Source organism: Acetohalobium arabaticum DSM 5501, from assembly GCF_000144695.1.
In the GTDB taxonomy this organism is placed as follows: domain Bacteria; phylum Bacillota; class Halanaerobiia; order Halobacteroidales; family Acetohalobiaceae; genus Acetohalobium; species Acetohalobium arabaticum.
Map to the genome: position 1 here is coordinate 1,098,061 of NC_014378.1, position 13,591 is coordinate 1,111,651.

Genomic DNA, 13,591 nt, shown 5'->3' on the forward strand with positions numbered 1-13,591 from the left:
GGATTAAGATGTCAGGAAAAACTGCATTTCTCTTTCCCGGGCAGGGAGCCCAGAAAGTGGGGATGGGAGCTGAATTAGTTAAGGAGTTTTCAGCAGCTAAAGAGGTATTTGATGCAGCTGATGAAGCTTTAGATTTGGATATATCAAAATTATGTTTTGAAGGACCGGCGGATGAATTGAAGCAGACAGAGAATACACAACCTGCTATTTTGACAATGAGTATAGCCGTTTATGAAGTCTTAAAAGAGAAAGGAATTCAGCCTGATACTGTAGCCGGCCATAGCCTTGGAGAGTATTCTGCTTTAGTGGCGGCTGGAGCCCTGGATTTTAAGTCAGCAGTTAAACTGGTTCGCAAGCGGGGCCAATTTATGGAAGAAGCAGTTCCGGCAGGTGAAGGAGCTATGGGAGCTGTTATTGGTCTGAAAAGAGAAGGAGTACAAGAGGCTGTTAAAGAAGGAAGCCGGTTTGGTATAGTAGAGCTGGCAAATTATAATACTCCGATTCAAACAGTGATTTCAGGAGAAAAAGAAGCCGTAGAGAAGACGCTTGAATTGGCTGAAGATACTGGAGCTAAGAAGACAGTTCTACTTGATGTCAGCGGTCCTTTCCATTCCAGCTTAATGAAGTCGGCCGGTGATAAATTGGCAGCTGAGTTGGAGAAGATTGAGATTTCAGAACCTGAGCTACCGGTGATGGCTAATGTAACGGCCGATTATGTTGAAACACCTGATGAAATTAAGAAAGCACTTATTGATCAGCTCAGCGGTTCAGTCTACTGGGTAGATATTATTGAACTTATGATAGATAATAATCTTGATAGAGTTATTGAAGCAGGACCGGGAAGAACTCTAAAAAGCTTTATGAGACGGATTGACCGCAGTATTACGGCTTTAAATGTACGGAATTTATCATCTTTAGAAAAAACGTTACAGAAATTATAAGATTTAGAATAAATTATATTTGGTTTAATGATACTAGGTAAAGGAAGGTGAGAAGATGGAATTAGAAGGTAAAACAGCAGTTGTAACAGGTAGCTCGCGAGGAATTGGAAAAGCAATTGCTCTCTCTTTGGCTGAAGAAGGTGCATCAGTAGCAGTAAATTATCCTGTTGAAGCAGAAAAAGAGAATGCCCAAGAAGTTGTAGATATGATAAAGAATCTGGGCCAGGAAGCTGTTACAGTGAAGGCTAATGTTGTTCAGTTAGATGAAGTAAAAAAGATGATGAAACAGGTTAAAGACGAATTTGATTCTATAGATATTCTGGTTAATAATGCTGGTATAACTAATGATAATCTCTTACTTAGAATGAAAGAAGAAGATTGGGATTCTGTAATTGATGTTAATCTAAAAGGTGTCTTTAACTGTACTAAGGCAGTAACTAAGATAATGATGAAGCAGCGAAGCGGCAAGATTATTAATATTGCTTCTGTAGTGGGAAGAATGGGAAATGCCGGTCAGGCAAATTACTCTGCTTCTAAAGCCGGGGTGATTGGACTTACTAAATCAACGGCTAAAGAATTGGCCAGCCGCGGTATAATGGCCAATGCTGTTGCTCCTGGATTTATTCAGTCCAGGATGACTGATGAATTATCCGAAGAAGTACAAGAAGAGATGTTAGAGGCTATACCATTAGATGAATTTGGCACACCAGAGGATGTAGCCAATGTAGTATCCTTTTTAGCTTCCAGCAAAGCAGATTATATAACTGGGCAGGTTATTAATGTTGCTGGCGGAATGGTAATGTAAATTAATTACCTGCATTATTATGAGATGTACTTTATAATGTGGGAAATATAGATTCCTTGGTAGCTAAACTTTGAAAGGGGGTGAAGTAAATATGTCAGTTTTAGAACAGGTTAAAGAGATTGTTGTAGAGGAATTAGCAGTTGAGCCAGAGGAAGTAACAGAAACTGCTTCTTTCATTGATGATTTAGGAGCAGATTCTTTAGATATTGTTGAGCTAGTTATGGCTTTTGAAGAGGAATTTGAGATTGAGATTCCTGATGAAGATGCAGAAGATATTGGAACAGTAGAGGATGCTGTTGAGTATATTAAAAGCCATAATTAATAATTATTTATTAGAAGGAAGGTCTCTTTAGAGGCTTTCCTTCTCAAATTATAAATATCTGTGGAGGGATTAGCTTGGATTTACCACGATTGAAAATAGGAGACTTAGTAGCAGAAATTCCAATTGTACAGGGAGGAATGGCTGTTAAAGTATCGACGGCCCCTTTAGCCGCAGCAGTGGCTGAAGAAGGCGGTATCGGTTTAATAGCTGGTTCTGGAATCTCTACCGATGAATTGAAGGCTGAAATTCGGCGGGCTCAAGAGTTGACAGAAGGAATTTTGGGCGTTAATATTATGGTAGCTGCCAGCAAGTTTAAAGAATTAGTGGAGGGTTCGATTGCAGAAGGAATTGATTTAATTGTAGCCGGAGCAGGCTTTTCTAGAGATTTATTCGATATGGGTAAAGAGAGCGGAGTAGAGATTGTACCAATTGTTTCTTCAGCCCGATTGGCTAAAATTTCTGAAAAATTAGGTGCTTCAGCTGTAGTAGTTGAGGGTAAGGAAGCTGGAGGACATTTAGGAACTGACCGACCAATGAAGGAGATATTAGAAGAAGTTACTGATGCAGTTGATATTCCAGTAATTGCTGCCGGTGGTATCATCGATGGCGCTGACATTGCTGAGACTCTACAGTTAGGTGCTGATGGTGTACAGATGGGTTCTCGTTTCGTGGCTACTGAAGAATGTGAGGTAGATGATAGTTTTAAAGAGTTATATATAGATGCAGAACCTGAAGATAGTGTAATGATTGAAAGTCCTGTAGGTCTGCCGGGTAGAGCTTTACGTAATGAGTTTTATGAACGGCTCGGTTCAGGTGAAGTAAAGACAGGCTTTCATTGTGACTATATCTGTCTAAAGGACTGTTCACGTGTTTACTGTATTATTAAGTCTTTAATTAAGGCGAAAGAGGGAGATATGACCAATGGTTTAGTCTTTGCCGGGGAAGAAACATATAGAATTAATGATATTCTGCCGGTTAAAGAGGTAATTAATAACTTGGTTGATAAGGCAAAAAGTTTATTAAATCAGGAGGAGTCTATAGATGAGTAATCGGGTTGTAGTGACAGGAATGGGAACTGTTTCTCCTGTGGGTATTGGCTTAAAGGATTATTGGGCAGCATTGGAAGCAGGAGAATCAGGAATCGATAGAGTTACAAACTTTGATGCAGCCGAACTTGATTCTAAAGTCGGCGGTGAAGTAAAAGACTTTAATGCACAGGATTATATGAGCCGCAAGGATGCTAAGCGGATGGATAAATTTGCTCAGTTTGCTGTAGCAGCAGCAAAAATTGCTGTAGAGGATTCAGATTTGAAGATTGATGATAGTAATGCTGAAGATGTAGGAGTCTTAGTCGGCAGCGGTATCGGCGGAATGGAGACTTTTGAGAATCAGACTAAACGGTTAATTGAACGTGGTCCAGGTCGAATCAGTCCTTTCTTTATTCCTAAGATGATCTCCAATATGGCTGCCGGCCAGGTTTCAATCCAGTTAGGTGCTAAAGGACCGAATGCAACTACTGTTTCAGCCTGTGCTTCAGCAACTCATGCTATTGGTGATGCTTTCGATATTATTCGCCGCGGTGATGCTGAGGTTATGGTTACTGGCGGTTCAGAAGCAGCAATTACAGAGCTATCTTATGCTGGGTTCTGTGCTATGAAGGCCTTATCCACTAGAAATGATGAACCTACGAGAGCTAGCAGACCTTTTGATGAAGAGCGGGATGGATTTGTAATGGGGGAAGGTTCTGGAATATTAGTTTTGGAAAGCTTAGATAGTGCTCTTGAACGCGGAGCTAAAATCTACGGTGAGGTAGTAGGTTATGGTATGTCTGGAGATGCCTATCATGTTACAGCACCTGATCCTGAAGCTGATGGAGCAGCTAGATCTATGCAGATGGCTATTGATAATTCAGGTTTAGATCTTGAAGACATAAATTATATTAATGCTCATGGTACATCTACACCACAAAATGATAAACTGGAGACCAAGGCTATTAAAGATGTATTTGGCGACTTAGCTTATGATGTAGCAGTTAGCTCCACTAAATCAATGACAGGCCATCTATTGGGAGCCGCCGGAGGTATTGAGGCAATTGCTTCTTTGTTGGCAATTGAGAAGGGGGTAGTCCCGCCAACTATCAATTATGAAAATGAAGATTCTGAATGTGATCTAGATTATGTTCCCAATGAAGCACGTGAATTGGAGGTTAAGGCTGTATTATCCAATTCTTTAGGTTTTGGCGGCCATAATGCTACATTAATTTTTGCTGAGTATCAACAATAATTTAAGGTTGTGAGAAGTATGATTACTGCAGAATACAAGGAAAAATTAGAAGAACTACAGAGTAAGATAGATATTTATTTTGCTGATCTGGATCTGCTCCAGAGAGCATTGACTCATAAATCCTATGCTAATGAGAATAGAGATTTAAATTTAAAAGATAATGAACGTCTGGAGTTTTTGGGGGATTCAGTATTGGATATCGTAGTTAGTGAATATATGTTCAATAGATATCCTGATTATCCCGAAGGGAAGTTGGCTAAGATGAGGGCTTCGGTAGTCAGTGCTCCTACATTAGCTGCTAAAGCAAGGGAGCTGGATTTAGGCAGGTATCTGTTATTAGGACACGGCGAAGAGATGACCGGCGGCCGTAAGCGAAGTTCAATTTTAGCCGATGCTTTCGAGGCCTTAGTTGGTAGTATCTATCTTGATCAGGATCTGGATATAGCTGAAGACTTTATTATGAAGCTGATGAAGGTTGATATCGAAAGTGCAGAGGCCGGTGAGCATATTAGAGATTATAAGACGACTCTCCAGGAGATGATTCAGAAAAGGTCAAATGCTCGACCGGAGTATTATGTAATCGAAGAAAAAGGTCCTGATCACAGTAAAGAGTTTACAGTAGAGGTTAAGTTTAATGATCGTTCTTTAGGTGAGGGGACTGGATCCAGTAAGAAGGAAGCTCAGCAGCAGGCGGCCAAAAATGCTTTGAAGAAATTAAAGTAGCTCGTGGTTTATCTAAAATGCCTCAAGAAAACTCCATCTAAATCTTTAGTTTGGTTTAAGTGGAGATGAATTGAGGCGATTTTGTTCTTTTTCCCTTGACTTTGGATATATTTCTCAATCATTTCAATAATAGCTTATCCAGTCAGAGAATGATTATGATTGATGAAATTTCAAGTATTATTTCTCAATACTTTTTAAATATCTATCTATTATTTTTTAATATTATCATTTGATTTTTCTCTTCCAGTAGAAATAACACAATAACTTCTAGACCAAAAAGGTGATTTCCAATAATAGTTTTTCAAATGTTCTTCATAGTCTTTTTAATAAGTCTAGAAGATACAGTTTTTAAAGTATTAACTAATTTCGATAATTGTATTTGTGGTGGAGTTTCAAATAAAATATGGATATGGTCTTCTTCTCCTCCAAATTCTAAAACTTCGCAATCTTTGTCATTGAGTAACCTAGTAAATATTTTTTCTAGTTCGTCAAGCATTTTAGGAGTAATACATTTGTGTCTGTATTTTGTAATTACAACTAAATGATATTTAAGACTGTAAACAGAGTGACGATTGCTGTTAATTTCCCTACTCATAAGGTTTTAACCTCCTAAATATTAATTTACAACCAAATAAAACCATGGTATAATTTATCAATAAAGAAAGGAGGTGTAAACCTATGAAATTAGCATTTAAATTTAAACCTAATTTTAGCCATAAACAACTAGAAATAGTTAAAGAACTGTCTTGGCATTGTTCTAAACTCTATAATACAGTTAACTATGAAATTAAAAATAATGAAGAAATTAAACCTGTCTATACTAGATTAGAAAATAATTTTAAATCTAATTGGCATACTGAATATTTACATAGTCATAATAGACAGCAACTTTTTAAACAATTAGCCCAAGATTGGAAGTCATATTTTAATTCAATAGAGGATTACAATAATAATCCTAACAAATATAAAGGCAAACCAAAACCACCTAACTTCAAATACTTAGATAGTAATCCAAGTGAAATAATCTTTACTAATTTGGCTATCAGAGTTAGAGAGGATAATCTTCTTTTGTCCTTATCTAAAGAGATTAAATCTAAATTTCAGGTGGACAGTCTTAAATTTCAGTTACTTCCAATAATTGAAAGCCTGACTAATTTAGATAATCTCCAGCAAGTGAGGATAAAAAGAGATAACCTTTCTGATAACTGGTATTTAATCATCATTCACAAAGTAAATGAAAAAAATAAAGCTAAAGGAAATAATATAATGGCTATAGATTTAGGTTTAAATAATCTAGCAACTTTAACCTTTAAAGATAATCCAGAAAGCTATATCATTGATGGTAAAGTAATTAAATCAGAAAATAGGTACTATAATAGAAGAATTACTAAACTTCAAAAAATCAGAATGAAACAAATAGGTAATCAAAAATTTAAAGATACCAAACAAATTAAAAAGTTAAGATTAAAAAGAAGGAATTTTGTTGCTGACTATCTACATAAAGCTAGTAAGGAAATAGTTAAATTAGCAACTAAAAATAACGTAGATACTATGGTAATTGGTGATATAGCAGGTATTAAGCAAAATAATAAGCATAATAAACATTTTGTAGCTGTTCCCATCCAGAGACTTAAAAATTTAATAGAGTACAAAGCTAAATTAGAAGGTATTAAAGTTGTTTTTGTAAATGAAGCCTACACTTCTGGTTGTTCTGCAATAGATGAAGAAAAATTAAATAAAAATAACTATGATAAATCTAGACGGATTAAACGAGGACTGTTTAAAACTGGCAATAAAGTGATCAATGCTGATGTAAACGGTTCGCTAAATATAATGAGAAAGTATATTAAAAATGGTACTCCCAAAATGGTAAAACAGATTAGGGATATGGGAGAAGTGAACACTCCCGAAAGATTAAGGGTATCCTAGGTTTTAACTAGGAGGGAACTTAAAAATCAAACATCTTTCAAACTAATCTAGTAATATAGATTGAACTTTAATCTATATGAAGCAGTTAGAAGCTCCATCTAAATCTTGTTTTTGATTTAGGTGGAGAGGTTCACAAACGGGCTGCTTTTAATTTTTATATGTTAATTATTCTTTATTGTGAGGTTGTTTTTTGAAATATATCAACAATATTTAAACAGAATTATCTGAGCTGCGTTTTAAAATTCCAATAATAAGTTTTGCATTGAAGCAGCATACTCGTAAGCAGCGGGTATGCTGCTTTGCTATTAAGCAGGAAAAATTTAGGTGGTAAGCAAGGATAATCGGTGTTAATTAGCGAACTACTTTAATGAGCTTTATGTAAATTAAGTACATTAATGTTAAATACTAGATACTACAAAATTGAGCGGCTAATGAAGGAGGCTTACATTATGAAAAAGGGAGCAGTCTTAGTGGTGGTAACGGCGGCGGTGCTGACTACTGCGGATACGGCTACTAAGTTAGAGAGACATCAGATAGAGATGAAAGTTCACAACAAGATTCTACAACTAAAAGTGATCAAGCCGATAATCAAGCTCCAAAAGATACGGAGTCAGGTGGTCAAGAAGGTCAAAATCAAGCAGACCAAGGAGAGCAAGCTCCGAGTGGGAATAATGAACAAGGAAAGGATAGTAAAGAAGATACTTCAGATAAAGAGCGAAAAGAAAATAAACAGGAAAAAACAGGTGATAGCTGGGATACTTTTTCAGATTTAACTGTAGAAGATGCTAAAGAATATGCTAAAAAAGAAAGAAGCAAAACGAGAATTAGCACAAGAAAAACAAGAAACAGCACAGCTGCAAGCAAAATTAAAAAAGATTGAACAAAATATTAGAGACTTAAAAGAAAAAAAGAGAAGTTATTAGTTCAGTTAGAAAAAAGAATTGCTTCTTATATCGATCTAATTCAAAATGGTGGGCAACTTGATCAGAAGGTAGTTAAAGGTTTGATTAAGTTTATGGCTCAAAATGATTTTGTATATGAAGATAATCAGGATAAAAGAGAAAAGTATATAAAGATATTGAATGAAGAGCTAGATGAGCAATGAACTTCTAAAGTGCAGATGGCTACTTTATACAGATGGCTATAAGTATCTGAAGCTATATTCTTTTGAGTTTAATGATATTTTCAGTTATAATTAATGAGTAATCAGCTATAAACTATACTTGGTTTTGAAATCATTTAAAGGAGGCAATTATGAAAACAGAAATAGTTGTTGTCGGCGGTGGTCCGGCAGGAATGATGGCTGCAGGTACTGCTGCTCAGAATGGAGCAGAAGTTTTATTATTAGAAAAGAATGAACAGCTAGGTAAGAAGCTATTGATAACCGGTAAGGGTAGATGTAACTTAACCAATGACTGTAGTATCGAAAGGATGATTGAGAACTTTCCTGAGACAGGCTCCTTTCTCTACAGCGCTCTCTATACTTTCCCTAATCATCAACTGCGTAACTTCTTTGCAGAATTGGGAGTTCCAACTAAAGTAGAAAGAGGGGATCGAGTCTTTCCTGAATCCGATTCTGCTCGTGATGTAGTTGATGCTCTTAAGGGCTATCTAAAGGATAAAGGAGTAGAGATTAGGTTAAAAACGGCTGTTAATGAAATTTTGGTTGAAGAAGGTGCAGTTAAAGGAGTTATGGATAGAGATGGTAACTCTTATTTAGCCGATAAAGTAGTCTTTACTCCCGGTGGAGCCAGCTATCCGACTACAGGTTCTTCTGGCGATGGATATGAAATGTTAGAGACAGTAGGCCACAGAATAAAGTCTATTAAGCCCTCCCTAGTTCCGCTGCAGGCTAAAGAAGGCTGGGTGGCTAGCTTAGAAGGACTGACTTTAAAGAATGTAGAAGCCGGATTATATCTGAATGAAGAAGAAATAGATTCAGAATTCGGCGAACTCTTATTTACTGATGATGGAGTTTCAGGACCGATTGTTCTGACTTTAAGCCGCGATGTAGTTAGTAGATTGGGAGAGGGCAGCCTCAAGCTTAAGATTGATCTCAAACCGGCTCTTGATGAACAGACACTGGATAATAGACTCCAGCGTGATTTTGAGAAATACAGTCGAAAACAGTTCAAAAATAGCTTAGGTGATCTATTACCCAGTAAATTAATTCCAGTAATTGTTGATTTAGTCTCTATCCCAGCAGATAAAAAGGTGAATCAGATTACTGTTGAGGAAAGAAGAGAATTAATGCAGCTCGTAAAGGAGTTGGAAGTAACGATTATAGGCACCAAGGGACTGCGCCAGGCTATAGTAACCAAAGGTGGAGTTATGATAGATGAAATAGATCCGCAAACTATGGAATCAAAGCTGGTTTCTGACCTTTACTTAGCCGGAGAAGTAATAGATATTGATGCCTATACCGGCGGTTTTAATCTTCAGGCAGCTTTTTCTACCGGGTATCTGGCAGGAATAAATGTCGTTGATTAAAATTATAGGAAATTCATACTTACCATATACGGAGTGAAAGTTGCTCTGTTCAGCCTGGGAAGTTTCTCCGTTCCAGATCTTTTTTCTCTTCTGCTGTTGATTGGAAATAATTTAGACTCTTAAGATTAGTCCGGAACCATGGACGGTGGAGGACTAATCTTCGAGAGTGAGTGAGACAGGATGTCGAACGAACGGCAAGCGTAAGAGATTTGTTGACTATAATCTGCAATATCTTAAATGAACAGTAAGTTGAAGATATATTCATGTAAAATTTACCTATGATTGGGATATTATTCCCCGGGAATACATAGTATTTAATTAGAAATTATCATATATGAGGTGATGAAACTATGTTCCGGGGATTTTATAATTTCATTTTACGGTTAATAGAACGAATTGAAAGCTTATTAATTAAGGGGACTATTTCTTTACTCATCTTATTGATTACAGTCCAGATTGCCCTAAATGATCCCTTAAGTGCTAAACTACAGTTTGAGAATTCATATTTACAGCAGCTAAAGGAAATTCCAGTAGTCCAGCAAGTTGTAACTTATCTACAGAGAAATAATTCGGGGGTTAAGCAGACGGCTGAATTGAAAGAAGTAACCCAGTCGGAATCGGTAACGACTGATAAACAGGGCATTGTGGAGCTTAAAGTATTAAATTCAACTACAGACCAACAGATAAAGGTATTTATAAATAAGAAATTACGCAAAACATTTAGCAAAGGTCAGGCCCGTATTTTGGTAGAACCGGGGGATAAGATTATTCTGGATACAAGAGGAATTAATAAGGGGCTCTGGTTCCAAGTGACTGCTTTATCAGATAACCTACAGAACTTTAATGGCGGAGAGCGGTTCTGGATTAAGAATGATTTATATACTTTAGAAGAGGTAAAAGTTAGAAAAAGGTATTAATCCAGGGTTGTAAAAGAGGAGACTTTATGTTAACATAATAAAAAGTAGTAATTTGGTATTATGGTAGTATGGTAGGATAGTAGAAGAGCTATTATAACTTAATAATTTAAGAGCTTGATCGATCGGTATGGTTGAAACGGTAGGAGTATCAAGTGGGGGCTAGCTATGCCTAAATTTAACACTCCTTCCGGGAGTGATTTTTTTATTTTAATCTAAGCTAAGGAGGATTGATCGATGAAGGATGATCAGGCTAGCAAAGAAGTAGCAACAGCAGCAATTAAAATGTCGCTGACGGATCGAAAAGAAGAAAAGGAATTAAAAAAAGAGTATGCTGCAGAGGATTTAAAAGTAGCAGCGGTTGATTTTGGCGGTGAATTTACTTCCTCTGTAAAGAAAGTTATTGAACGAGCAATAGTGGCTGCTAAACGAGAATCAGTAATTAAAGATACTCATACCGATCAAGGGGCGGTAGCTGGCGCTACTAAAGAAGCTCTATCCCAGATTACTGATAAGGCTATAGGTTTTAATGTTGGAGGAAAGATTGGAGTTGCCCGCCGGGGAGATCATATCAGTGTAGCAGTCTTCTTTGCCATTGGTTTATTACATCTTAATGAGATGGCAATTGGTCTTGGGCATAGAGCTGTTCCCTAAAGAACTAAGAGGAAGGTGTTATAATGAGTAGTGAGGTTGTTGCAATTCGAGGTGCGATTACGGTAGATAAGAATACTAAGGAGGATATATTAACTTCAACTCAAGAATTATTAACTGAAATTTTAGAACGAAATCAATTAGATGAAGAAGATATTATCTCAATCTTCTTTACTGTAACACAGGATTTAGATGCTGCTTTTCCTGCTCAGGCTGCTAGAGAGTTAGGACTGGACTTTATCCCTCTATTATGTGCCAATGAGATAGATGTTCCAGGAGCAATTTCTAAGTGTGTTAGAATATTAATTCATATTAATGCTGGTGAGAAGCTAGAAGAAGTAGAACATATTTATCTAAAGGATGCTAAAAAATTAAGACCTGATTTAGTTGACTAAGGAGGAATAGATAATGATTAGAGAAGATATTTTGGATATTAAGCCTTATGTACCAGGAAAACCGATTGAAGAGGTTAAACGGGAGTTAGGGATTGATGATGTAATTAAATTAGCTTCCAACGAGAATCCGCTTGGACCATCTAAAAAGGCTGTAGAGGCTATGAAGGAAGCTGCGTCAGGAGTACATATTTATCCTCACGGAGACTGTTATGTTTTAAAAGAAGCTTTAAGTGATAGGTTAGGAGTCAGTGAAGAAGAATTAATGTTTGGAAATGGTTCTGATGATATTTTGAAATTCATCGGTGAAGCCTTTGTTAATACTGGGGAAGAAGTTATTGTCGCTGAACCATCATTTAGCGAATATGAGTTTGCTACTAATATAATGGGCGGAGATGTAGTTAAGGTTCCTCTAAAGGATTATACTCATAATTTATCTGCAATGTTGGAAACTATTACTGATCAGACTAAGTTAGTCTTTATCTGTAATCCCAATAATCCAACAGGTACAACTGTAACTAAGCAGGAAGTAGACAGCTTTATGGCTGAAGTTCCTGATGATGTAGTTGTTGTCTTTGATGAAGCTTATAAGGAGTATGTAACTTCGGATGATTATCCGGAAACTATTAATTATCTAACTGATTATGATAATGTGATTATTCTGCGTACTTTCTCTAAGATTTATGGTCTGGCCGGTTTACGCATCGGCTATGCTATATCGAATAAAGAATTAATCGGTTATTTAAATCGGGTACGACCTCCTTTTGAGGTGAATTCTATGGCTCAGACGGCTGCTTATGCTGCTTTGCAGGACCAAGATCATTTAAATAAAAGTAAAGAGATTAACACTGAAGGAAAGAAATATCTATATCAAGAATTTGAGCGGCTAGGGCTTGAATATGTACCGACAGAGACTAATTTTATTTTAGTTGATGTTAAAAAGGATGCCAGTGAGGTCTTTGCTGATATGCAGAAACAGGGAGTAATTATCCGTAATGCTCAGGCTTTTGGTTATGAGACTATGATTAGAGTAACTATAGGTACTGACGAGCAGAATCAACGTTTGATCAATACTTTAGAACAGGTTTTAGCTTAGAAATTTAAGGAGGTAGATTAATATGGTAATTGTAATGGAAGATAATGCTACTGAACGGCAGATTGAAAATGTAATTAAGCGGGTAGAGGAGTTAGGTTTTGAACCTCATCTTTCGCAAGGGGATGTAAAGACAATTATTGGTGTTATTGGTGAAAATAAGTATGAAGCAATGGAATCAATTGCTTCTCTGCGGGGGATTGAAAAGGTAGTAGAGATTACAAAGCCTTATAAACTATCAGGAAAGCAGTTTAAGAAGGAACCAACAGTAGTTGATGTGGATGGAGTTAAGGTCGGCGGCGAATCCGTAACTGTAATGGCTGGGCCCTGTGCAGTTGAAAGCAAAGAGCAGCTATTTGAAGCAGCTGAGGTAGTTAAGGAAAATGGAGCTCAGATTTTGCGCGGTGGAGCTTATAAACCCCGAACTTCTCCTTACAGTTTTCAGGGTTTGAAGGAAAAAGGGTTAAAGTTTTTGGCTGAAGCCAGAGAACGAACCGGGCTTAAGATAGTTACGGAAGTAATGGATACTCGCAGTGTAGAGTTAGTAGCTAAGTATGCTGATATTTTCCAGATTGGCGCCCGGAATATGCAGAACTATCCTCTGTTAAGAGAAGTGGGCAAGGCAGATAAACCGGTATTGTTGAAGCGGGGTATGACAGCAACTTATAAAGAACTCTTATTATCTGCTGAGTATGTAATGGCCGGTGGGAATCATGATGTTATTCTCTGTGAACGAGGAATTAGAACCTTCTCTGAATACACCCGGAACACTGTTGATATTTCCACTATACCGGTAATTAAGGAATTAAGCCACTTGCCGATTATTGTAGATCCTAGCCACGGTACTGGAAAATGGAGTTTAGTTGATTCAGTATCCAAGGGTGCAATAGCAGCTGGGGCTGACGGTTTATTGATTGAAGTACATCCCGATCCAGCTACAGCATTAAGCGATGGACCGCAGTCTTTGACTCCAACTAATTTTGCTAAGTTAATGGATGAAATGCAGCCTATTGCTGAAGCAGTAAATAAGAAATTATAAAGGGCTGGA

At 37.1% G+C, this 13,591-nt stretch carries 15 protein-coding genes and 1 pseudogene; 15 read left to right on the forward strand and 1 reads right to left on the reverse strand.

Going from position 1 to position 13,591, the window contains the following annotated elements; genetic code table 11:
- The first annotated feature begins 8 nt into the window (after window positions 1–8).
- From fabD to rnc, 6 genes are all read left to right on the forward strand, one after another.
- A complete protein-coding gene (gene fabD, locus acear_RS05340; RefSeq protein WP_013277988.1) occupies window positions 9–941 on the forward strand; it encodes an ACP S-malonyltransferase in 933 nt (310 codons plus the stop codon).
- Between the two features lie 55 nt (window positions 942–996).
- Window positions 997–1,746: a 3-oxoacyl-[acyl-carrier-protein] reductase gene (fabG, locus tag acear_RS05345; protein WP_013277989.1), complete on the forward strand. Its 750-nt coding sequence runs from the start codon at window positions 997–999 to the stop codon at window positions 1,744–1,746.
- 91 nt (window positions 1,747–1,837) lie between these two features.
- The gene (locus acear_RS05350) at window positions 1,838–2,068 is read left to right on the forward strand and encodes an acyl carrier protein (RefSeq protein WP_013277990.1); all 231 of its coding nucleotides are present in this window, start codon (window positions 1,838–1,840) and stop codon (window positions 2,066–2,068) included.
- A 74-nt stretch (window positions 2,069–2,142) separates the two neighbouring features.
- Complete coding sequence (locus acear_RS05355; protein WP_013277991.1) at window positions 2,143–3,117, forward strand: NAD(P)H-dependent flavin oxidoreductase; 975 nt, start codon at window positions 2,143–2,145, stop codon at window positions 3,115–3,117.
- On the forward strand, window positions 3,110–4,351 hold the full coding sequence (gene fabF, locus acear_RS05360; RefSeq protein WP_013277992.1) for a beta-ketoacyl-ACP synthase II: 1,242 nt from the start codon (window positions 3,110–3,112) through the stop codon (window positions 4,349–4,351). Before acear_RS05355 ends, fabF begins: the two co-directional genes overlap by 8 nt.
- 18 nt (window positions 4,352–4,369) lie before the next feature.
- Window positions 4,370–5,074 (forward strand): ribonuclease III, encoded by a 705-nt coding sequence (gene rnc / locus acear_RS05365; protein ID WP_013277993.1) that lies wholly within the window; start codon window positions 4,370–4,372, stop codon window positions 5,072–5,074.
- 209 nt (window positions 5,075–5,283) lie between these two features.
- Here the strand turns inward: rnc and tnpA are convergent.
- Window positions 5,284–5,669: pseudogene (gene tnpA / locus acear_RS05370) on the reverse strand (IS200/IS605 family transposase).
- An 83-nt stretch (window positions 5,670–5,752) separates the two neighbouring features.
- Between tnpA and acear_RS05375 the strand changes: the two are divergent.
- The 9 genes from acear_RS05375 (at window position 5,753) to aroF (ending at window position 13,582) form a co-directional block, all read left to right on the forward strand.
- Complete coding sequence (locus acear_RS05375; protein ID WP_013277994.1) at window positions 5,753–7,003, forward strand: RNA-guided endonuclease InsQ/TnpB family protein; 1,251 nt, start codon at window positions 5,753–5,755, stop codon at window positions 7,001–7,003.
- Window positions 7,004–7,452: 449 nt separating this feature from the next.
- A complete protein-coding gene (locus acear_RS05380) occupies window positions 7,453–7,776 on the forward strand; it encodes a hypothetical protein (protein WP_013277995.1) in 324 nt (107 codons plus the stop codon).
- A 21-nt stretch (window positions 7,777–7,797) separates the two neighbouring features.
- Window positions 7,798–7,926: a hypothetical protein gene (locus tag acear_RS12925; RefSeq protein ID WP_280956774.1), complete on the forward strand. Its 129-nt coding sequence runs from the start codon at window positions 7,798–7,800 to the stop codon at window positions 7,924–7,926.
- A gap of 331 nt (window positions 7,927–8,257) precedes the next feature.
- Window positions 8,258–9,493: a BaiN/RdsA family NAD(P)/FAD-dependent oxidoreductase gene (locus acear_RS05385; protein ID WP_013277996.1), complete on the forward strand. Its 1,236-nt coding sequence runs from the start codon at window positions 8,258–8,260 to the stop codon at window positions 9,491–9,493.
- Window positions 9,494–9,843: 350 nt separating this feature from the next.
- Complete coding sequence (locus acear_RS05390; RefSeq protein ID WP_013277997.1) at window positions 9,844–10,410, forward strand: hypothetical protein; 567 nt, start codon at window positions 9,844–9,846, stop codon at window positions 10,408–10,410.
- 234 nt (window positions 10,411–10,644) lie between these two features.
- Window positions 10,645–11,061, forward strand: a complete 417-nt coding sequence (locus acear_RS05395; RefSeq protein ID WP_013277998.1) for a HutP family protein — start codon at window positions 10,645–10,647, stop codon at window positions 11,059–11,061.
- Between the two features lie 23 nt (window positions 11,062–11,084).
- Window positions 11,085–11,453: a chorismate mutase gene (gene aroH / locus acear_RS05400; RefSeq protein WP_013277999.1), complete on the forward strand. Its 369-nt coding sequence runs from the start codon at window positions 11,085–11,087 to the stop codon at window positions 11,451–11,453.
- A gap of 13 nt (window positions 11,454–11,466) precedes the next feature.
- The gene (gene hisC, locus acear_RS05405) at window positions 11,467–12,546 is read left to right on the forward strand and encodes a histidinol-phosphate transaminase (protein WP_013278000.1); all 1,080 of its coding nucleotides are present in this window, start codon (window positions 11,467–11,469) and stop codon (window positions 12,544–12,546) included.
- A gap of 22 nt (window positions 12,547–12,568) precedes the next feature.
- A complete protein-coding gene (gene aroF / locus acear_RS05410; protein ID WP_013278001.1) occupies window positions 12,569–13,582 on the forward strand; it encodes a 3-deoxy-7-phosphoheptulonate synthase in 1,014 nt (337 codons plus the stop codon).
- The last annotated feature ends 9 nt before the right edge of the window (window positions 13,583–13,591 follow it).

Bases quoted from the DNA above. Each gene is read 5' to 3' on its own strand.
- fabF (WP_013277992.1), top strand. From the start codon at position 3,110: ATGAGTAATCGGGTTGTAGTGACAGGAATGGGAACTGTTTCTCCTGTG.
- aroH (WP_013277999.1), top strand. From the start codon at position 11,085: ATGAGTAGTGAGGTTGTTGCAATTCGAGGTGCGATTACGGTAGATAAG.
- fabD (WP_013277988.1), top strand. From the start codon at position 9: ATGTCAGGAAAAACTGCATTTCTCTTTCCCGGGCAGGGAGCCCAGAAA.
- acear_RS12925 (WP_280956774.1), top strand. From the start codon at position 7,798: ATGCTAAAAAAGAAAGAAGCAAAACGAGAATTAGCACAAGAAAAACAA.
- fabG (WP_013277989.1), top strand. From the start codon at position 997: ATGGAATTAGAAGGTAAAACAGCAGTTGTAACAGGTAGCTCGCGAGGA.
- acear_RS05380 (WP_013277995.1), top strand. From the start codon at position 7,453: ATGAAAAAGGGAGCAGTCTTAGTGGTGGTAACGGCGGCGGTGCTGACT.
- acear_RS05350 (WP_013277990.1), top strand. From the start codon at position 1,838: ATGTCAGTTTTAGAACAGGTTAAAGAGATTGTTGTAGAGGAATTAGCA.
- aroF (WP_013278001.1), top strand. From the start codon at position 12,569: ATGGTAATTGTAATGGAAGATAATGCTACTGAACGGCAGATTGAAAAT.
- acear_RS05395 (WP_013277998.1), top strand. From the start codon at position 10,645: ATGAAGGATGATCAGGCTAGCAAAGAAGTAGCAACAGCAGCAATTAAA.
- acear_RS05385 (WP_013277996.1), top strand. From the start codon at position 8,258: ATGAAAACAGAAATAGTTGTTGTCGGCGGTGGTCCGGCAGGAATGATG.
- acear_RS05375 (WP_013277994.1), top strand. From the start codon at position 5,753: ATGAAATTAGCATTTAAATTTAAACCTAATTTTAGCCATAAACAACTA.
- rnc (WP_013277993.1), top strand. From the start codon at position 4,370: ATGATTACTGCAGAATACAAGGAAAAATTAGAAGAACTACAGAGTAAG.
- acear_RS05390 (WP_013277997.1), top strand. From the start codon at position 9,844: ATGTTCCGGGGATTTTATAATTTCATTTTACGGTTAATAGAACGAATT.
- hisC (WP_013278000.1), top strand. From the start codon at position 11,467: ATGATTAGAGAAGATATTTTGGATATTAAGCCTTATGTACCAGGAAAA.